Raw genomic sequence first — 20040 nt, 5'->3', positions numbered from 1 at the left:
AGTCTACGCGGCGGATGAACGCGCTGTTGCCCCAGGTAGATGATCGTCCGCCGGTTCATCCCACATAGCTGACGATGGCGTTCGCGATCACCGTGGCGATTCGCGCGCGCCCGTCGGGCGATTCGAGCACTGCCGCATCCCCGGGATGATGCATATTTCCGCATTCGACCAGGGCAGTTGGGCGTTCGGTGAGATTCAGGCCGGACAGGTCGCTGCGCGGGTTCAGACCGTGCGAGCCGACGTAGGTGGAGGGGGTGAAGCCCGCCGCGCTGAAGCCGTCGCGCAGGGTGGTGGCCAGGCGTATGGACGGTTCGCCCTGGGCGGGGTTGAGCGGCGGCGCGGAATAGGCGACGTGGAAGCCGTGCGAATTCGCGCCCGGTGCGCCGTCGGCGTGGATCGAGACCACCGCCGCGGCGTCGCCGCGATTTCCGATGGCCGCGCGTTCGTCGACGCACGGTCCGACGCCGGAGTCGTCGGGTCGGGTCATGACAACGGTGAACCCCTTGGCGGACAACGCATCCCGCACCCGAGTCGCGACATCCCAGTTGAACGCGTGTTCCGAATAGCCGTCCAGGGCGGCGGTTCCGGTGGTGTTGCACGCTTTCATCCCGCCCCGGCCGTCGGGGACGTGGCGGTTGATCGCCGCCGAGTGTGTGGCATTGCCTCCGTTGTGTCCCGGATCGAGGACGATCACGCGATGCGCTCCGACCGGAACCGGTGCGGTGGACCCGCTGGTGACCGGCGTGGGCGTTGCGGACAGGCGCTGCGGGGACACGCCCGCGGATCCCGAGTCGCATGCGGTCAGCAGCACCGCGCAGGCCGATAATGCGGTCGCGCCGTAGCGACGACGATTCATCAGCCCACCGTGCCACACCCCGGCCGCCGCGCCGAGTGCCGCTGTCGGTGTGGCTCGAGTGGGACACCCGGAATCGTCGACGTCAGCCAGGGAATCCCAAGGCTGATGTCAGAGCGATTCGTCGGATGTCGGACCCTGCACATGAACGGCGTTGCCGTAGAAACCTGCGGGTTGTTCGGCCAAGAGCTCGAGAAAGCGCTCGGTCACTATTCGGACCGGTTCGGAGCGGGTGGTCGTGTCGTGTGCTTCCTTATCGGTCCACAGCTCGGTCACCCAGATCGAGTCGGGGTCGTCCAAGGCGGTGTTGATGCTGTACGTGAGCAGACCGCTGTCCTCGCCGCCGGCGCGCGCCGACTCCTTGATCAACGCGATCACCTCCTCGCGGCGACCGGGCAACGCGGTCATTCGTCCGTAGACACTGAACAAATTCGGACTCGACACGCCTTCGCCCTTTCGTCGGATTCCCCCTCGCGCTCAGCCTACTGTTTTCCGCGGGAAGGTCGGGGCCGCAAGCACTCCCGCCGGTGGGCGTCAGCGCAAGATTGCTCACGCGCCGCGCCGGCCCGCCGCCCGGATGGTGGAGCAGCAGGTACCGAGGTGCCGGATGGTTCGACCGGGATGGTCTCGGCGGATGCGCCCCGCGAGACCTGTTGGGGCGGTGAGGAAGTGGAAGGTTGCGCTCGGCGGGACGCAGTGCTCACGCGGTGGTCCACCGGGGATTGCGGCCCAGGTGGCGGAGCAGACGGTCCACCGGAGTGTCGGACTGCTCGCCCGGGACGATGGCGGCGAATGCGCCCCACTGGCGCAGTGGTTCCACGAGATCTGTTGCAGCGGTGAGGAAGTAACCGGCGTGTTCATCGGTGAGGGATGGCTTGCGGCGGGTTGCGGTTGCGATGTCCCAGGCGTGCACGGCCGCGTCCATGGCGCACATGACCGCGGCGATCGGGGTGGGCAGTTCGCCGTGGGGGAGCGGGGTGGGGACCGATCGAGTCTCGTCGGAGACGGTGGCCCACGCGGTGGCAGATTCGTCGAGGGCTGCGGCGATCAAGGCTGCCGGATCGTCCAGGACGCCGGACGGGGCGAACGGGTCGTAGGCGGGGCCGGGGCCGACGCCGAGAGCGGCGGCGTAGGCGCGTTGATCTGCGGCGGCGTGCTGAACAACCTGTGCCACAGTCCATTCCGAGCAGGGCGTGACCGCGTTCAGGTGTTCGGCGCTCGCCCCGGCGACGGCGTCGGCGAGGGCGCGATGTGAGGCCGCGAGGACCTCGCGCCACACGAGAGCCAGGGCATCGGTCGCGGTGGTTTCGGTCTGCTGGGTGCTGGTCATCGTGATCTCCGTTTTCGCTGGTCTTCCTCGGTGTTGAACCCAGGTTACGACCCCATTAGGCTGATTTCCTTCCTAATGAAATACGGTCGGGTGAGGAGTTCGATGTGACGGCGACCATGCGCGCGTTACGACTGCTGTCGCTGCTTCAGGACCGCGGCTATACCGGACGTGAGCTGGCCGAACGTCTCGGCGTCACCGATCGCACGCTGCGCCAGGACATCAGCCGCCTGCGCGAGCTGGGCTATCCGGTGCACGCCGGACGCGGCACGGCGGGTGGCTATCGCCTCGGCCAGGGCAGCACGATGCCGCCGCTGCTGCTGGACGACGACGAGGCGGTCGCGGTGGCCGTCGCGATCGGGTTGGCGCAGGACGGGTCCACCGGGATCGCCGATATCGGTGACAACGTGGCGCGCGCACTGGCGAAACTGGACAGGATTCTGCCGAAACGCTTGCAACGCAAGGTAACCGCGCTGCGCGGCGCCACCGAGATCGGCCCCGCCGTGACCGGATCGCGCGAGCCGGATGCCCCAGTGCCCGCGCAGACCCTGGCCACCGTGGCCGCGGCCGTGCGCGCGGGACGCACGCTGCGGATCGACGATCGTCAGGTCGAGCCGTATCGGCTGATCAACTGGCAGCGCCGGTGGTATCTGGTCGGCTACGAACTCGAAACCCATTGCTGGCGTGCATTACCCGTTGCCGCATGGCGGAATGTCGAAGCGGTCGAACGGCATTTCGCAGCGCGAGCCCTGCCCGAGGACGATCTGGTCGCCTTCGTCCTGCGTGAAATCGCCACGGCCGGTTGGCAAGTGCATGCCCGCGTCACCGTCCTCGCGCCCGCGGAAACGGTCATCGGACGGATCAATCCGACCGTCGGCGTCGTCGAGCCGATCGACGAGGACTCCTGCCTGCTGCTCACCGGCGCGGACACGCTCGAGACGATAGCGATCTATCTGAGCATGCTGATGATGGATTTCCGCGTCGACGGCCCGCCGGAACTGGTGGCGCACATCCGGACTCTGGCGCGTCGCTACGCGGCGGCCGTCCCGCAGGCGTGAACTCGCGGAAACCATGCGCACACAGGGGTTTTGTGACCCGCCGGACGACACGCGAGCAGCGGCGCGAATTTACGCTCAGCCTGCGATGTGGTCGATCGATGTTCCGTTATCGTTCACCTCGCTATCCGATGCTGCTGCTGGCGCGCCAGGGCTGGTTCGTCGATCCGGAGCGTTCTGGCCGGCGCGGCTGCACCTGTCCGACGTGTGCCGGAGACCGTTCCGAAAGAATGAGGGAAACGTGCCTGCACTCGTTGCTCTCACCGGTCGTCTGGTGCGACTGGAACCGCTTACGCCACATCACGTCCTGGGGCTCGCCGCGGCGGGAACCGGGGATCGCGACGCGTATGCGTACACACCCGTCCCGCACGGAGTCCAGGAGGCCGCCGACTACGTCGCGCAGGCCGTGGCCGCGCACGCCGCCGGTACCGGGCTGGCGTTCGCGATCGTCTCCGCCGCGGACGATCGGGTGCTGGGATCGACCAGATTCACCCGTTTCGACTATTGGCAGGGGCCGATGGTGTGGCCGGTCGTGCACGGGCAGCCCTCGGGCGATCCGCTGCTGGCGATACCCGACGCGGCCGAGATCGGCAATACCTGGCTCTCGCCGCAGGCGCGCGGGGCCGGGATCAACCTGGAGTCCAAGCTGCTGATGCTGACGCACGCTTTCGAGGTGTGGCGGGTGCGCCGGATCGCCATGCGGGCGGATATGCGAAATATGCGCTCCCGCATGGCGATCGAGCGATTGGGCGCGACCAGCGACGGGGTCCGCCGCGCGCATTCGCGGGGCTTCGACGGTGAGATTCGCAGCACCGCCTTCTATTCCATCCTCGACGAGGAATGGCCCGCCGTGCGCGCCACCATCGGACGTGAACTCGACGGCGGACCGCAACTGCTCAACGCCTGATCGCCGCGGCCCGAGAGATCATCGGGCCGTGATGAATCCCTGCGAGACCATCCAGTCCCGGGCGACCACGGCCGGTTCCCGACCGTGCAGGTCGACCTGACCGTTGAGTTCGGTGATGGTCTCGTTGGTCAGCAGCCGGGAGATCGGCGCGAGCACCTTGGCCACCTGTGGATGCGCGTCGACGAAGGACTTCCGCATCACCAGTGCCGCATTGTATTTCGGGAAGAAGCCGAGATCGTCGTCGAGCAGATGCAGGTTCAGCGCCTTGATGCGGCCGTCGGTGGTGTCCACCGAGCCGAATTCGCAGGTGTTGTTCGCGGTCGCGGGATAGACCAGTGCGTCCTGCATGAGCTGCTTGTGCACCTTGCCGATATCGATGCCGTATTTCGCGGCCATGCCCGGGTAACCGTCCGGGCGCACACTGAATTCGGTGCCCAGACAGGTCGGGCCGATACTCGGATCGGTGTTGATCAGGCGCGCGTAGTCCGACAACGTCCTCGCGCCGGTCTTCTCCGCACCCGCGCTGTTGACGACCATGGCGTAGGTGTTGTTCATCGGCACGAGATCCGCCCACACCATGCCGTTCTTCGCCAGATCCTCGTCGCGCACAGCCTGAAATTGCCGGCCGGAGTCGGGAATCGGGTTCTCGTTGCCCAGATAGTTGATCCAACCGGTGCCGGTGTAGTCGTAGGCGATGTCGACCTGGCCGTGCAACTGGGCGTCGCGCAGACTGTTGGAGCCGGTGATGTCGGTCAGGTCGCGCACCTGCGCCCCGGCCGCGCTGAGGGCGAATTCCAGGATGTAGCCGAGGACGAGTTGTTCGGTGAAGTCCTTGGAGCCCACCGTGATCGGCACGCCCTTCAGCTCCGGCACGGGGGTGATGCTGCCCGGCCCGACCTCCAGCGGCACCGAACCGCCGGATTCGAGTCCGCATCCCGATATCGGGAGCAGGCACAGTACGGCCGAAAGCGTGGCCAGCAGTGCGCGTTTCACCGCAGCCCCCGAGGTCCGAGGAATTGCTCGGCGAGCGCGCCGACCCAGTCGACCACCAACGCCAGCGCGACCACGAGCAGTGCGCCCACCCACAGAGTCACGTTGTCGCGCAACTTGTATCCGGTGTCGATCAGGATGCCGAGACCACCCGCGCTGACCAGGAAGGACAGCGTCGCGGTGCCCACGGCCAGTACCAGCGAAGTCCGCAGGCCCGCCAGGATATACGGCACGGCCAGCGGAAATTCGATGCGCCGCAACACCGTTGCCGCCGACATACCCTGACCGCGTCCGGCGTCGACCAGTGTCGGATCGACCTGCTGATACCCCAGAATCGTATTGCGCAGCACCGGAAGCAGCGAATAGAACGCGATCGGCGCGACCCCGACCCAGAATCCCGTCTTCTGGGTGAGCAGGTAGTACAGCACGATCAATCCGATGGCCGGGGCGGCCGCGCCGACATTGGAGATACCGACGAAAACCGGTGCGAGCCTGCGATATCCGGGTCTGGTCAGCAACGTGCCCAGCGGCACCGCGATCACCACGACGATCGCTACCACGGTGACGGTGATCAGCACGTGCTGTCGCACCACGGTGGTGATGTTCGCCCCGGTGATACTGGCCTGCTGAGTCGTGGTGAGCGTGCGGTGGAACGCCCAGAACAGCACTCCGGCGGCCAGTGCGATCGCCAGCAGCGGCTGCACGGCCAGCCGAACCAGATCGGCCCGCCGCTCGGTACGCTGATCCGCCGGGCTCATACGCGTCCCCCGCCGAGGTCGGGCCGCGGCGCGCGGTGGCGAATCACGTTGGCGCTCATGGCTTCGCCTCGCCGCTGGTCGGCCGGTCCGGAGATGGTGCGTCCGGATCAGAGGCCGCGTCGTCCGCGGAATCCGTTGTGTCGCTGGAGTGTTCGTCGCGCATGACGGACAGGTGGGTGACCAGGGTGTCGATGGCGATGAGACCGGCGTATTCGCCGCGACGGCCGGTGACCACAGCATGGGCGGTGCTGTCGGCGAGGAGGGTTTCCAGGGCCTCCTGGAGTGAGGCGCGCAGGGCGACCGTCCCGGCGACCGGCTGACCCGCTTCACGCAGGGTGGCGGCGTGTGCCAGATGGTCCGCCGAGACCCAGCGCAGCGGGCGGCGCTGGGCGTCCAGGATCAGGCCCCATTTCCACTCGCGTTCGGCCAAGACGGCGCGCAGGGCATCCGGGGTGTCGGACTCGATCGCGGTGGGGCATTGGCCCAGGTCGACATCGGCGACGCGAGTGAGGGTGAGCTGTTTGAGTGCGGCGTCCGCTCCGACGAATCCGGCGACGGTGTCGTCGGCCGGATCGGCCAGGATCGCGGCCGGGGTGTCGTACTGCAGGATGCGGGATCGGTCGCCCAGCACGGCGATTCGGTCGCCCAGCTTGACCGCCTCGTTGAAGTCGTGGGTGACGAAGACGATGGTCTTGTGCAGGTCGGCCTGCAGGCGCAGCAGCTCGTCCTGCAGCAGGCCGCGGGTGATCGGATCGACCGCGCCGAACGGCTCGTCCATCAGCAGCACCGGCGGATCGGCGGCCAGCGCTCGGGCGACGCCGACGCGCTGCTGCTGCCCGCCGGAGAGCTGACGCGGATAGCGGCGGCGGAAGGTGCCGGGTTCGAGGCCGACCAGTTCGAGCATCTCGTCGACGCGGGCGCTGATCCGTTTGCGATCCCAGCCGAGCAGTCCCGGCACCGTCGCGATGTTGCGGGCGACGGTCAGATGCGGGAACAGCCCGGCCTGCTGGATCGAATAGCCGACGCTGCGGCGCAGCCGATCCGCGTTGATGCCCGAGACATCTCGGCCGTCGATGGTGATGGTGCCGGAGGTCGGCTCGATCAGGCGGTTGATCATCCGCATGGTGGTGGTCTTACCGCAGCCCGAGGGGCCGACGAAGACCACGATCTCCCCGGCCGGAATGGTGATCGAGAATTCCTCGACGGCCGGATCCCGTTGTCCCGGATAGTGTTTGGTCACCGAGTCGAGCACGATCTCGGCGCCGTGCCGCTGTTCGGCGGTATCGGATCCGGCGGTTGCGGTTTCAGTCACGGATTCCCCTGGGGGTGGTGAGGCGGCCGATGAGGGCGAGCACGGCGTCCAGCAGGAGCGCCAGCACGATGATCAGCACCGTGCCGCTCAATGCCATCGGCACCGCGGTCGGGCTGCCGAGGCGGGCGAGGCCGGAGAAGATGATGTTGCCCAGGCCGGGGCCCTTCGCGTAGGCGGCCATGGCCAGGATGCCCATCGACATCATGGCGCTGACCCGCATACCCGCCAGAATCGCGGGCCAGGCCAGCGGGAGTTCGATACCGGTCAGCACCCGCAGCCGGTTCATGCCCACGCCGCGAGCGGCGTCGGCCACGGCAGGATCGACGCCCGCGAGCCCGACGATGGTATTGCGCAGGATCGGCAGCAACGCGTACAGCACCAGCGCGGTGATGGTGGGGCGTACACCCAGGCCGAGTACCGGGATGAGCAGGCCGAGCAGGGCGAATGAAGGGACGGTCAGGATGATGCTGGCCGCCGCGGTGGCCAGCGCCGAACCCCAGGGACTGCGATGTACGACGATGCCGACCAGCACCGCCGCCACGGTCGCGATCACAACCGACTGCACCACTGCGGAAACGTGCAGATACGAATCCGTCAGTAGTTGAGTGCGGTGGTCGACGACATACGTCCACAGAGTTTCCAGGATGGTTCCTTCCGGCGGCTCGACGTCCGCGGCACAGTGTACCGAGGGGTTGCCGGAGATGCGCGTTTTCGCCGTTTCGGCCTGCCTTTTCGCTGCGCACGTGGCCAAATGTCCAGTGTGACCGGGCATTTCCCGGACAGTGAGATGAAAACTGGCCTAACTGAGACACTTTCGAGCATACCGGTGTGGCGGGCGGGGAAATTGGACAAGCGCGCGCGAGGGCGTCATCGAGCCGGTGTGACCGTGTGGTCGGAATGCTCGCGCGGGCGTGGGTCGGCGATATGGGTGAAGCGCCACGAAGAAATTTCCGGATCGAGGGAACCGTGCCGCTCGATCGAACGTCTTATCGAATGACATTGGGGTGAGTCCGTCGGTAGGGGGATGCGGTGTGTGGAGTCGTGGTGGGGCGTCGCCGGATGCGTGGTGTGTGGGAGCGATGGGGATTCGAAGGCCGGGGCCGATCCGGCAGCCGGACCAGTAGTCGGCGGTGGCACTCGGGGATGGTGCCGGTGGCGAGAGATGTCCGGGAGCGGGCGGTACGAGGGGTCGCGGCGTTCGTCGAGTTCGCGGCCGTCGATTCGGCGATGTGTCGAGCGGGGTTTCCCGTGGCGTTCGGACTCGGGTTGCGACAGGTCTTCCAGGCGAGTGCTCGGTGGGAATCTGCTGGGAGGAAGAATGTCCGCGGAGGTCGGTCGCGAGCTCACCTGTGCGGTTTCGGTGCGGTGATCTGTGCCGCTACCAGCGCATTCGGGTGTCAGACACACCTCGGGTTCGGCTGGGGCGAGAAGGCTGTCCCCATCGGTGGGGGCAGCAAGTGTGATGCGGTAGAAAAATCTCGTGACGCCAGGGCCGATCAGGCGGGTAAGGTCGGTCTCGGCCGTTTGGGAAATACCGCCTGTGGCGTGCGAGTATTTCTAACCGGTGGGGGAGGCGCACTGCGCGCCGAGCCTTACTATGGACCCGGCGGCGCCCGGCAGCGCCGTCGACGCGGTCCCTGTCCTGCTGCCCCCTCATCGGCAGGACAGGGACCTGCACACCGGGGGCATCACTTCTTTCCGCTGATCACTTCGTGTGTCGTAGCACTGCGTCGTATTCGCGTGGGGAAGCCGGGGATCGGTACGCTCGGGCGTGGGATTGGGATCGGCAGGCGCACCATCCGGCACAGCGAGGTTTCGGTAACTCATGCGACAGTCCAGCCAGAACAGCTCCCCTGCCTGGATCGATTACGAAGTGTTCGGCGAACGCTTCGTCGCGGCCGCGGTGACGCCCACGCGGATCGAGGCCGCGGTCGCGGGGATGGCCGGGCGGGGGATATCCATCGGTCCGTTCTCGATCGGCCCCGCCGGGCTCGCGGGATTCGTGGCCGAGGGAAGTGTCGGCAGACCACAGATCGTGCGCAACGGGCCACAGGTGACCTTTGAGGTCGGGCTGCCGGTTTCGCTGCACCTCACCGTGACCCTCGGCGGCAAGCAGTTTCGCCTGGAAGCAGTCGTGGAGATCGATCTGACGCTGCACGCGCGCACCGCCGATCCGCTGCTGATCGTCATCGATATCCCGCGGGTGCGCGGGCGCGACGTCAGTTTCGTGGTGCGTGCGGAGGCCGTCGGGAATGCGATCGATCTGCTGATGGATCCGATCGCGACGCTCGTGCAGCGCGAGGTCGCCAATCGGGTCAACGCGATGCTCACCGATCCGGGCGCGCGCCGCGCCCGCGTCTTCGACGTCGAGGCGATCATGAACGGCACTCGTTCGCGACATCGGGCGCTCGAGCAGTTCACCTGGATCGACTACACCGAATTCGGGCGCAGATTCTTCCCGCGGATCGTCACCGCGGCCCGGGTGCGCGAGGTCGTCGAGGGGCTGGCCGGGCGGATCGTCCAGGTCGGTCCGCTGCGAACCGGGCCGCGCCGGGCGGCCACGGTCGATGTGAAGGGCACTGTGCGCATGCCGCGGTTGTCCGAAAGAGCCGGGGATCCTGTGCAATTCGACCTGGTCATACCCGTCACGCTGGATATCACGGTCGCCGTGCTGGGCAACAATCGTTATCGCGCCGAGGTGGAGATCCCGCTGCTGTTGATCGCGCGAGCGGCGGATCCGTTGTTCGTCGTCATCGACGCGGTGCCGCCCGATGCGCGCGACATCGGGGTGGATCTGCAGGCCGGCAGCCGGCGGGCGCGGGTACTCGGTGTGCTCGGTGGTATCCGCGCGCAGGTCGCGGCCCAGGTGGCGCGGGTCGTGGTCGCCGAACTCGCCGATCCGTCGATACGCATCATCGATGTCGCGGACCGCATCACCGCGGCCACCGACTGACCTCTGCCGGGACAGGGGGGATTTCTGGTGCGTATGAGGTTGATGCGCCCTGTGAGCATGGCGGTTCTCATGTGAGTGTGGTGAAATTGGTTCACGTTCGAGGCGCTCGGCGCGCAGATGGCATTCACGATGTCATTGGGGAAGGTGCGCCGAGTGCGTCGGCGGGTTCCAACGGGCAGTACAGGGCAGATACGCAGGTATGCAGTTCCACTGAGCCGAAGGAGTGTCGTCGATGCGTCCCGTCCCGATCTCTCGCCGCACCCTGCTCGGATACGCCGCCGGTACGGCCGTCGGGGCCGCCGCCGTGGGCGCATTCGCATCCCCCGCTTCGGCCGAGCAATCCAAGCTCGGCACGTTGGTCGACTATGCGGGCGGAGTCCCCTCGGCCGCGTCCATCCGCTCGGCCGGACATGCCGGCGCGATCCGATACGTCTCCGAGCGGCGCCCGGGCGCGGAATGGATGGCGGCCAAGCCTTTGCAGGCCCGGGAGGTCGACGCCCTGCACGCGGCCGGACTCACCGTCGTCTCGAACTATCAGTACGGCAAGGGGCCCACGGCGGATTGGCGCGGCGGCGAGGAGGCGGGCAAGCAGTGCGCCGACCGCGGCCTGCATCTGCACGGCGTCGCCGGGGGCCCGGACTCGGCCCCGATCTACGCTTCGATCGACGACAACCCGACCCCGATCCAATTCGTCCGGCTGATCGCCCCCTACCTGACCGGCTGGCAATCGGTGATCGGCAAGAAGCGCCTCGGCGTCTACGCCAACGCCCCCACCATCGAACTCGCTCGCGTCGCCGGACTGGGAACGTACTTCTGGCAACACGATTGGGGCACCCCACCCGGATTCGTGCACCCCGCCGCCAACCTCCACCAGTTCCAGATCAACAAATGCACCCTCGACAACATCAGCGTCGACCTGAACACCATCCTCACTCCCAATTACGGCCAGTGGTGATCGAGCACCATCTCGCACACTTCGCGATGTGCAACGTCGACCGGACACCCAGTTCCGCCCGCCCCGAATAACGCCAACTCCAAGGCCGCGGCCCGCCGCAGCGAAGCGGAGGCCAAAAACTCAAGTCTGGCAGTGGCAGGTGGGGTCTTTGGACAGGTCGGGCTCTTCGGGGACGACGCGGAGTGTCGGGCGGGCCTCGGGGATTTCGCGGTTGCCGGTCCAGGCCAGCAATGACCAGCGTGAGAGGCCGGACAGGACCGAGCCCAGGCTGAAGAACGAGCCGATCGAGCCGACCGACAGGACCGATCCGACGCTGCCGATGGACAGCACCGAGTAGGCCGATCCGATGGACAGGATGGAACGTTCGGAGCGGATCGACAGGATCGATCGGTGTGAGCGCGTGGAGAGAATCGATTTGTAGGACCGGCGGGACATGACGGACCGCCCGGCGCGCCCACTCGTGGCGGATGCCGATTTCGCACGGGCGGAATCGGAGGTGGGTGATGCGGACCGTTCGAGCTGATCGACAGTCGACATATATGGGGTCTATCACAATTCGCGGGGGTTCTACGCTGTATCAAGACCAAAAAAACCGGAGTGTCGCGCACGGCGACACTCCGGTGTGAAGTGCTGTCGAACTCCGGTCTCGCGGGCTCGGATTCGGTTATGCGTGCGGTGCGGCCGCCGGGGTCTTGGCCTGCGGCTGTACGGCCTGCTGCGGTCGCTTGGCGGGGGTCTTGGCCTGCTGCGCGGCGCCCGGCGCCACGTTGGGAACGGTGAAGAAGCCCAGGGTCGGCAGGAACGAGCAGGTGATCGGCGCCTTGTCGGCGGCGGGCTGCGTGGTCAGCGAACCGGAGACCACCGCGACGACCCGTCCCGTGCCGGTGTTGACGATCGCGGACAGGGTGGCCGGGCCGCCGGGGTTGATGTGCGCGGAGTCGGTCAGTGCCTGCGTGCCGCCCCGACCGCTGTCGAGGTTGATCCACTGCACCGTCATCGGTGCGTTCTGGTGCGGCGTAAGACCTTTGGTGCCCAGGGCGGTGAACACGAATCCGGTCTGCCCGGCCTTGGGGCCCGGGGGCGGCAGTTCGGCGGGACCGGGCACGGCCAGTGCGGTGCCGACCGAATCCGAACCCGCGCCGATGCAGTCCTTGCCGATGCTCGGGTACAGGAACTGGGCGATGGTCGGCCCATTCTTGGGAATGTCCGGTCCGCCGCCGTTGCTACCGTCGAGGAACGCGATCAGCGCGCCGAGGGTCGTCTTGACCGACGGCGGCAGGCCCGAGGAGTTCAGCGCCTGCTGCGCCTGGCCCAGGATGGACTGCTGTGCCGGACTGGAGATCTGCTGTGCCGCAGCCGCGCCGATGATGGCGGGCGCCAGCGAGACCAGCGCGTCCACCGGCACGCCCTCGGGCACCAGCGGGGTATTCGCCTGGGTCTGCGCGGCCGGAGCCGCGATTGCCGTGCTCGAAGCGGTGAGGGCCGCGCCGGCCGCAAGGGCCAGCACCGACAATGCGAACCGCGTTCCTCTGATGCGAAGCACTGGTGTAGCCGTCCTTAGCTCGGGTACGTCAAAATGCGATGCGAGGGCGCATCGCGTACGCCGTGCCACTCTAGGGAGTGAGCAGGGTGTTGTACAGCGCAGCTGTGATCTTCCGTTCAGCTAATAGCAAGTTATTCGGTGCATGCTCGGAATATATCGTGTGACCAGTGGTGCTCATGGGATTTATGTTGCAAAAGGTACCGGGCGTGTCACGGGTTCGCGGAACGGGGGAACGGTGTGACTGGTAACGGTGTGATTAGTCTTGACCCGGCCCGCCGACCCGACTGAAAGTTGTTCGCAGTGAACCCAAGTCTCCGGACGGCACTCAGCGGCAGCGCGGGACTCGGAGAAATGTGGACCGCTCCCCGCGCCCGCCCGATCGCCGCCTCGGTGCTGGGTCTGTCGGTTCTGGCTCGAATGTTGTGGATGCTGGTCTCGCCCAACGGAATGAACCTGGTCGACCTGCACGTCTACGTGTATGGGGCGGCCTCGCTGGGCAGCGGTCATCTCTACGACTTCACCTATGCGGACAAGACACCGGATTTTCCGCTGCCGTTCACCTATCCGACCTTCGCGGCGGTGGTGTTCTGGCCGTTGCATTTCCTGCCGTTCACCGTGATTGCCGTGGTGTGGCTGCTGCTGATCGTCGCGGCGCTGTACGCGGTGGTGCGTTTGGCCCTCGGCCTGATCCTGGGTGAGGCGGCGCGCGAGAGTCGTTGGCACACTGCGGCACTGGGCTGGACCGCGCTGGGGCTGTGGCTCGAGCCGGTGCGCACCACCATCGATTACGGCCAGGTCAACGTCTTTCTGATGCTCGCGGTGATGCTCGCGGTGCGATCCGCGCGGTGGTGGTGGTCGGGACTGCTGGTCGGCGCGGCCGCGGGCGTCAAACTCACTCCGGCGATCACCGGGCTGTACTTCCTGACCCAGCGACGCTGGGCGAGTGCGGTGGCCTCGGCGGTGGCGTTCGCCGCGACGATCGGGCTGAGTTTCGCGATCTCGCCCGGTGAGACGCGAACCTATTTCGGGCCGCTGGTCGGGGATGCGAATCGGATCGGTCCGGTGGGTTCGGTGTGGAACCAGTCGCTGCGCGGGGCGTTGAGCCGCATCCTCGGACACGACGCGGGCGCGCCCTGGCATCTGGCCGGACATCGAATTCCGTTCGGGCCCTGGTGGATCGCGTGGGTCGTGGTGGTCGCGGTGCTGGCGGTACTGGCCTGGCGGGCGCTCGAGGCGGAGGATCGGCTGGGCGCGCTGCTGGTGGTGCAGTTGCTCGGCTTGATGGTGTCGCCGATCTCCTGGTCGCATCACTGGGTCTGGTTGCTGCCGCTGCTGCTGTGGCTGACGTACGGGCCGTTGCGCACGGCCGTGGGCGTCCGTGTGGTGGCGGGATATTGGCTGGTGAACGCGTTGATCGGGGTGCCGTGGGTGCTGTCGTTCGCGCAGCCCACGATCTGGAAGATCTCCCGGCCCGGGGTGTTGTCCTGGCTCGGCGCGGTGGACGTGATCGGGGTGCTGGGGTTCTATTCGTGGCTGATCTGGACCCGGCGCGATCGGTTCCGGGTGCGATTCGGGGCCTACGCCACCGCGTAGGTGCGGCGTCAATCCTGTTGTGCCAGTTGGTCGATTCGTTTCGCCAACGCGAAATCCAGCGCGGTCAGCCCACCGGCGGAATGCGTGGACAGTGTGAAGGTGACCTTGCGCCAGCGGATATCGATGTCGGGATGGTGATTCGCCTCCTCGGCCGCGGTGGCGACCCGGCCGACCAGATCGATCCCGGCCGGGAACGACGACGCCGCGACGGTGCGGGCGATGCTGTCGCCGGTACGAGTCCAATCCGGCAGGTCCGCGAGTGCGGTGCGCAGTTCTTCCTCGGTGAGCAGTGCAATACCCATACCCCGGTTGTACCCCTGTCGGCACGGCCTGTGGGGCGATCCGAACAGGTCGAGGAGGGAGCCTTCGCTGGATTTCGGTACGCTGTAGCCGGCCGCATGCCCGGTGAGTTGTCTCCACCTGTCTTGTACGGATCCTCTACGGCGAGGGTCGGGCCGGCAACCACCATCTTCAGCAGGAGGAATCAACGTGTCGTCTGTCGACTTCCGCAACGTCGCCATCGTGGCGCACGTCGACCACGGCAAGACGACGCTGGTCGACGCTATGCTGCGGCAGTCCGGCGCCTTCGCCGAACGTGCCGAGCTCGTGGACCGGGTCATGGACTCCGGTGACCTCGAACGTGAGAAGGGCATCACGATCCTGGCGAAGAACACCGCGGTGCACCGGCACAACGCCGATGGCACCATCACGGTGATCAACGTCATCGACACCCCCGGCCACGCCGACTTCGGCGGTGAGGTCGAGCGCGGGCTGTCCATGGTCGACGGTGTCGTCCTGCTGGTCGACGCGTCCGAGGGGCCGCTGCCGCAGACCCGTTTCGTGCTGCGCAAGGCGCTGGCCGCGTCGTTGCCGGTGATCCTGGTGGTCAACAAGACCGACCGGCCCGACGCCCGCATCGAGGAGGTCGTCGAGGAGAGCCACGATCTGCTGCTGGACCTGGCCTCCGATCTGGACGACGAGGCGTCCGAGGCCGCGGAGCTCGCCCTGGATCTGCCCGTGCTCTACGCCTCGGGCCGCGAGGGCAAGGCCTCGACCAGCCGTCCCGACAACGGCAACGCACCCGATGCGGAGAACCTCGACGAGCTGTTCGAAGTCCTGATGAAGTACGTTCCCGCGCCCAAGGGTGACCCCACCGCGTCGCTGCAGGCGCACGTCACCAACCTGGACGCCTCGCCGTTCCTGGGCCGGATCGGCCTGGTCCGCATTCACAACGGCACCCTGCGCAAGGGCCAGAACGTCGCGTGGATGCACGGCGACGGCGTGAAGACCGTGAAGATCACCGAACTGCTGAAGACGATCGGCGTCGAGCGCACACCCGGTGAGGAGGCCGTGGCGGGTGACATCGTCGCCATCGCGGGCATCCCGGAGATCATGATCGGCGACACCCTCGCCGACATGGACAATCCGGTCGCGCTGCCGCGCATCACCGTCGACGAGCCCGCCATCTCGGTGACCATCGGCACCAACACCTCGCCGCTGGTCGGCCGGACGCAGGGCCACAAGCTGACCGCTCGCATGGTGAAGTCGCGGCTGGACCAGGAACTGGTCGGCAACGTCTCGCTGCGCGTGCTGGACATCGGCCGCCCGGACGCGTGGGAGGTGCAGGGCCGTGGTGAGCTGGCGCTGGCCATCCTGGTCGAGCAGATGCGCCGTGAGGGTTTCGAGCTGACCGTCGGCAAACCGCAGGTGGTCACCAAGCAGGTCGACGGCAAGGTGCACGAGCCGTTCGAGGAGCTGACCATCGACTGCCCCGACGAGTACCTGGGCGCGATCACCCAGCTGCTGGCCGCTCGCAAGGGCAAGATGGTGCAGATGAGCAACCACTCCGCGGGGTGGGTGCGCATGGAGTTCATCGTCCCCTCGCGCGGCCTGATCGGTTTCCGCACCGACTTCCTGACCGAGACCCGCGGCACCGGTATCGCCAACGCCGTGTTCGACGGATACGCCCCCTGGGCCGGCGAGATTCGCGCGCGGCACACCGGTTCGCTGGTGTCCGACCGCGCCGGTTCGGTGACCCCGTTCGCCATGATCCAGCTCGCCGATCGCGGACAGTTCTTCGTGGAGCCGGGTGCGGACACCTACGAGGGCCACGTCGTCGGGATCAACCCGCGCGCGGAGGATCTGGACATCAACGTCACCCGCGAGAAGAAGCTGACCAACATGCGTTCGGCCACAGCCGACGTATTCGAGACCCTGGCCAAGCCGCTGCAGCTCGACCTCGAGGGCGCGATGGAATTCTGCGCCGCCGACGAGTGCGTCGAGGTCACCCCGGAGGTCGTGCGGGTGCGCAAGGTCATCCTCGGCGCCACCGAGCGCGGCCGCGAGGCCGCCCGCCGCAAGGCCCGCGACCGGGCGGCGCAGAACGCGTAGCAGGACTTCTCGTTCGTCGTGACGAAGCATGAACGCCTTGTCGCACAGCACCTTCCGGTGCGTGCGGCAAGGCCCGCCGAGATCTGTGTCATCCGGTGAGGCCGCACATGTCGTTCTCCTCGAGTCTCTCAGCGGCAGTGAGCTCCCCGAGTGAGCCGACGAGACCGGGCCGGTGCAGTGGTCCGGAAGTTTGGAGAGTGATCGCGCGGTGAACCGGGACGAACACGACCCCAACCGATTCCGCCCACCCCGGAAAACACCGCTACTTCGGGGACCCCGCCGGAGCGAAGCGAAGGCAATCGAACGCGATGCCGCAGCAGAGCGCGCGAAGCCCGAGTTCACCGAGCTTCGCCGATCTCGGAAATCGTCAACTCGCGGCCGTGGCCCGCGGCGATTCTGGACTGACCGGAGCAAACCGGCGGTAATCGAACGCGACGTCGTAGCAGAGCGCGCGAAGCCCGAGTTCACCCAGTTCCGCCGACGTCGGAAATCGTCAACTCGCGGCCGGGGCCCGGGGCGATTCTGGACTGACGGAGCGGGGGAGCGGAGCGGAGGAGCGGAGGAGGGAAGAATCGGCCCTGAAAGGGCCGCGGCCCGCCGGAGCGGAGCGGAGGCCAAAGACACTGCTACAGTGCCGGGCGTGATGTCGGGGGCTTGCGCAACGCGGCGCGCCACGGTGCTGCTGCGGGTTGTGGTGTTGGTGCTGGCGGCGTCGGTGACGTTGCTCGCCGGGTGTACGGCGAATCCGCCGCCGCCGATCGAGAGTACGGACAGTCCGAAGACGTTGCCCGCCACGCCGACCAAGACCACGGTGGTGGTGGCGGTGGACGACATCGGGATCGGGTTCAATCCGCATCTGCGGTCGAATCAGTCCCCGGCTACCGATGCGGTTGCCTCGATGGTGTTTCCGAGTCCGTTCCGGCCGGTGCCGTCGCCCTCGACGCCGGGCGCGACCGATTGGGTGCCCGACAACTCGTTGATGGTGTCGGCGGATGTGACGTCGCAGAATCCGTTCACGATCACCTACAAGATCCAGGATCAGGCGTCCTGGTCCGATGGCGCGCCGATCGCGGCGGAGGATTTCCGTTATCTGTGGCAGCAGATGATCACTCAGCCGGGCGTGGTGGATTCGGCCGGTTATCGGATGATCACCGATGTGGGGTCCTCGCAGGGCGGTAAGACGGTGACCGTCACCATGAACGGGGCCTATCCGGCGTGGCGGAGTATGTTCACCGATCTGCTGCCCTCGCATCTGCTCAAGGATGCGCCCGGCGGGTTCGAGCGGGCGTTGACGCTGGATCGCGGTTTGATCGATCAGAATCCGATCTCCGGCGGGCAGTTCCGGGTCAAGCAGGCCGACGCGGGCCGGGAGGAGATTCTGCTCGAACGCAACGACCGGTATTGGGGTGCTCCGGCGGTGCCGGATCAGATCCAGTTGCGTGGCGGTGGAACTGCCGCTCAGGTGGCCGAATCGCTGCGTTCGGGCGATGCGCAGATGGCGCTGGTGCACGGCACCGCGGCGACGCAGGCGCAGCTCGGTGCGGTGCCGTCGGTGCGGACCGCGATCATGCCGCAGGCCCGGGTGATGCAGTTGGTGCTCAACGGCCGCACCGGCGATCTCAGCGACGTCCGGGTGCGGCGCGCGGTGCTGGGTCTGGTGGATCCGGGACTGCTGGCTTCGGTCGGCGCGCAGACCGGTAGTTGGGTGGATCCTGCTCGGGCGCAGATACTTTCGCCGTCCGATCCCGGATACGCTCCGACCGAGCCGCCGCGGATGACTGCCGATCAGGCGTTCGGGCTGTTGGCCGAGGCGGGTTTCGCGCGGGCGCCCGAGACGCCGCCGACCAATTCGGCGACTTCGCCCGCCCCGCAGCCGCGGCAGGTCGCCAAGGACGGTAAGACGCTGACCATCCGGATCGGCGCGGTGGACAAGGATACGACCGCGCTCGCGGTCGCCAACACCGCCGCGGACCAATTGCGCAGTGCCGGAATCGATGCCAGTGTGCGCAACCTGCCCGCCGATGAGCTCTACGGTAAGGATCTGCTGGACGGCACGGTGGACGCGATCGTCGGCTGGGAGCAGGCCGGTGGTGATCCGGCGACAGTGCTGGCTTCGCGGTACGGCTGCCCGCCCGCGGCGCCGACCGGGCAGACCGATAGTTCGTCGTCGCAGGTCGAGGTGATTCGCAAGGCTCCCGGCAATGTTTCCGGGGTGTGCGATCCGACTCTGCAACCGCAGATCGACGCGGCTCTGCGCGGTATCGATGTGCCGAAAGCGATCGCCGAGGCCGAGCCGAAACTGTGGAATCTGGCGACGGTGCTGCCGATCGTGCAGGACAACGGTGTCGCCGCGGCCGGGCCCCGGATGGACGGTGTGTCGCTCAGCGGTTCGATCGAGGTGGGGATCTTCGGCGGCGCGGCGAACTGGCGGCGGCTGTCGTGACCGAGAACGTCCCGGTTGGTGGTCTGCTGCTGGTGCACGCGCATCCGGACGACGAGACGATCGACACCGGCGGCACCATCGCGCACTATCGGCGTCGGGGTGTGCCGGTGACCGTGGTGACCTGCACTCTCGGCGAGGAGGGTGAGGTCATCGGCGAGCGGTGGGCGCAGCTGGTGAGTTCGGCGGCCGATCAGCTCGGCGGTTATCGGATCGGCGAATTGTCCAGGGCTCTGGCGGAATTGGGCGCCGGTCCGCCGTTGTTCCTGGGCGGTGCGGGGCGCTGGCGGGATTCCGGGATGGCGGGCACCACCGCGGCTCCTCGCGAATCGGAGGCGGCGTTGCATCCGCGGGCGTTCGTGAAGTCCGGTGACGCGGCGGTCGAGGCGCTGGTGCGGATTCTGCTCGAGGTGCGGCCCGCGGTGGTGGTCTGCTACGACCCGATGGGCGGGTACGGGCATCCGGATCATCTTCGCGCGCACCGGGTTTCGATGGATGCGGTGGATCTCGCCGCCGAAAGAGGTTGGGACGTACCGAAACTCTACTGGTCCGTCACCGATGCCACGGTGTTGCGCCTGCACACCGAGGCGCTGGCCCGCCGCACCGTCGATCGGCTCCCCGGGGCGCTCCCGGCCGGTTGGCGTTTGCCCGCCGAAGGTGAATTGGCCTGTGTGCCCAGTGAATCGGTGACCGCCACCATCGATGTCTCCGAGGTGCTGCCCGCCAAGCGCTCTGCTCTGCGCGCACACGCGACCCAGGTCGGGGTGGCGCCCTCCGGTCGCGAATTCGCGCTGTCGAACGATATCGCCCAGCCGATTCTGCCGGAGGAGCACTACATTCTCGTGCGTGGCTCACGCGGTGAGGTCGGCGCGGACGGCCGTGAACACGACCTGTTCTCGGGCCTGAACGGTTGACACTCCGGGCACGGTCGCGATCTTGTGACGGCCGACGCGGTGCTGTGGG

At 67.3% G+C, this 20040-nt stretch carries 18 protein-coding genes; 8 read left to right on the top strand and 10 right to left on the bottom strand.

Translation table 11 applies throughout. From position 1 onward, the window contains the following. Nucleotides 1-55: 55 nt before the first annotated feature. The 3 genes from ON40_RS27410 to ON40_RS27400 all read right to left on the bottom strand — a co-directional run bounded on the left by ON40_RS27410 (nt 56) and on the right by ON40_RS27400 (nt 2183). Nucleotides 56-775 carry an N-acetylmuramoyl-L-alanine amidase gene (locus ON40_RS27410; protein ID WP_373281987.1) on the bottom strand — a complete coding sequence of 240 codons (720 nt, stop codon included), beginning with the start codon at nt 773-775 and terminating at the stop codon, nt 56-58. Between the two features lie 189 nt (nt 776-964). Next, a complete protein-coding gene (locus ON40_RS27405) occupies nt 965-1297 on the bottom strand; it encodes a putative quinol monooxygenase (RefSeq protein ID WP_083895970.1) in 333 nt (110 codons plus the stop codon). 256 nt (nt 1298-1553) lie between these two features. Then, entirely contained in the window at nt 1554-2183 is a 630-nt protein-coding gene (locus tag ON40_RS27400; protein WP_040827619.1) for a TIGR03086 family metal-binding protein, read from the bottom strand. Between the two features lie 116 nt (nt 2184-2299). Here ON40_RS27400 and ON40_RS27395 point away from each other — a divergent pair, with 116 nt between their 5' ends. Further along, complete coding sequence (locus ON40_RS27395) at nt 2300-3238, top strand: helix-turn-helix transcriptional regulator (RefSeq protein ID WP_040827618.1); 939 nt, start codon at nt 2300-2302, stop codon at nt 3236-3238. 238 nt (nt 3239-3476) lie between these two features. After that, complete coding sequence (locus ON40_RS27390) at nt 3477-4142, top strand: GNAT family N-acetyltransferase (protein ID WP_051193613.1); 666 nt, start codon at nt 3477-3479, stop codon at nt 4140-4142. An 18-nt stretch (nt 4143-4160) separates the two neighbouring features. Here the strand turns inward: ON40_RS27390 and ON40_RS27385 are convergent, their stop codons facing one another. Genes ON40_RS27385 through ON40_RS27370 form a run of 4 tightly spaced genes read right to left on the bottom strand, consistent with a single transcriptional unit; the run spans nt 4161 to nt 7845 of the window. Next, a complete protein-coding gene (locus tag ON40_RS27385) occupies nt 4161-5135 on the bottom strand; it encodes a glycine betaine ABC transporter substrate-binding protein (RefSeq protein WP_040827617.1) in 975 nt (324 codons plus the stop codon). After that, a complete protein-coding gene (locus ON40_RS27380) occupies nt 5132-5890 on the bottom strand; it encodes an ABC transporter permease (protein WP_040827616.1) in 759 nt (252 codons plus the stop codon). Before ON40_RS27380 ends, ON40_RS27385 begins: the two co-directional genes overlap by 4 nt. A gap of 55 nt (nt 5891-5945) precedes the next feature. Beyond that, the gene (locus tag ON40_RS27375) at nt 5946-7202 is read right to left on the bottom strand and encodes an ABC transporter ATP-binding protein (protein ID WP_051193612.1); all 1257 of its coding nucleotides are present in this window, start codon (nt 7200-7202) and stop codon (nt 5946-5948) included. Further along, nucleotides 7195-7845, bottom strand: coding sequence for an ABC transporter permease (locus tag ON40_RS27370; protein ID WP_040827822.1), 651 nt, complete (start codon nt 7843-7845; stop codon nt 7195-7197). The genes ON40_RS27375 and ON40_RS27370 overlap by 8 nt, the downstream gene beginning before the upstream one ends. A 1182-nt stretch (nt 7846-9027) precedes the next feature. Between ON40_RS27370 and ON40_RS27365 the strand changes: the two genes are divergently transcribed. Both ON40_RS27365 and ON40_RS27360 read left to right on the top strand, forming a co-directional pair. Further along, nucleotides 9028-10155 carry a hypothetical protein gene (locus ON40_RS27365; RefSeq protein ID WP_040827615.1) on the top strand — a complete coding sequence of 376 codons (1128 nt, stop codon included), beginning with the start codon at nt 9028-9030 and terminating at the stop codon, nt 10153-10155. A gap of 232 nt (nt 10156-10387) precedes the next feature. Next, on the top strand, nt 10388-11110 hold the full coding sequence (locus tag ON40_RS27360) for a DUF1906 domain-containing protein (protein WP_051193611.1): 723 nt from the start codon (nt 10388-10390) through the stop codon (nt 11108-11110). A 120-nt stretch (nt 11111-11230) separates the two neighbouring features. Here the strand turns inward: ON40_RS27360 and ON40_RS27355 are convergent, their stop codons facing one another. Both ON40_RS27355 and ON40_RS27350 read right to left on the bottom strand, forming a co-directional pair. Continuing rightward, nucleotides 11231-11545, bottom strand: coding sequence for a hypothetical protein (locus ON40_RS27355; protein WP_040827613.1), 315 nt, complete (start codon nt 11543-11545; stop codon nt 11231-11233). A gap of 229 nt (nt 11546-11774) precedes the next feature. Next, nucleotides 11775-12653, bottom strand: coding sequence for an Rv1157c family protein (locus ON40_RS27350; RefSeq protein WP_063713096.1), 879 nt, complete (start codon nt 12651-12653; stop codon nt 11775-11777). Between the two features lie 351 nt (nt 12654-13004). Here ON40_RS27350 and ON40_RS27345 point away from each other — a divergent pair, with 351 nt between their 5' ends. Next, entirely contained in the window at nt 13005-14246 is a 1242-nt protein-coding gene (locus ON40_RS27345; protein WP_051193610.1) for a mannosyltransferase, read from the top strand. Nucleotides 14247-14254: 8 nt separating this feature from the next. Here ON40_RS27345 and ON40_RS27340 read toward each other — a convergent pair whose 3' ends face one another. Beyond that, nucleotides 14255-14548: a 4a-hydroxytetrahydrobiopterin dehydratase gene (locus ON40_RS27340; protein ID WP_040827612.1), complete on the bottom strand. Its 294-nt coding sequence runs from the start codon at nt 14546-14548 to the stop codon at nt 14255-14257. A gap of 187 nt (nt 14549-14735) precedes the next feature. On the opposite strand from ON40_RS27340, the gene typA reads away from it, so the two are divergent. The 3 genes from typA to mshB all read left to right on the top strand — a co-directional run bounded on the left by typA (nt 14736) and on the right by mshB (nt 19991). Further along, complete coding sequence (gene typA, locus ON40_RS27335) at nt 14736-16637, top strand: translational GTPase TypA (protein WP_040827611.1); 1902 nt, start codon at nt 14736-14738, stop codon at nt 16635-16637. A gap of 643 nt (nt 16638-17280) precedes the next feature. Further along, a complete protein-coding gene (locus ON40_RS27330) occupies nt 17281-19080 on the top strand; it encodes an ABC transporter family substrate-binding protein (RefSeq protein WP_051193645.1) in 1800 nt (599 codons plus the stop codon). Continuing rightward, nucleotides 19077-19991, top strand: coding sequence for an N-acetyl-1-D-myo-inositol-2-amino-2-deoxy-alpha-D-glucopyranoside deacetylase (gene mshB, locus ON40_RS27325; RefSeq protein ID WP_040827610.1), 915 nt, complete (start codon nt 19077-19079; stop codon nt 19989-19991). The genes ON40_RS27330 and mshB overlap by 4 nt, the downstream gene beginning before the upstream one ends. Nucleotides 19992-20040 lie beyond the last annotated feature (49 nt).

Source organism: Nocardia jiangxiensis NBRC 101359 (assembly GCF_000308615.1).
GTDB classification, from domain to species: Bacteria; Actinomycetota; Actinomycetes; order Mycobacteriales; family Mycobacteriaceae; genus Nocardia; species Nocardia jiangxiensis.
This window is presented reverse-complemented; position numbering and strand designations above follow the sequence as displayed.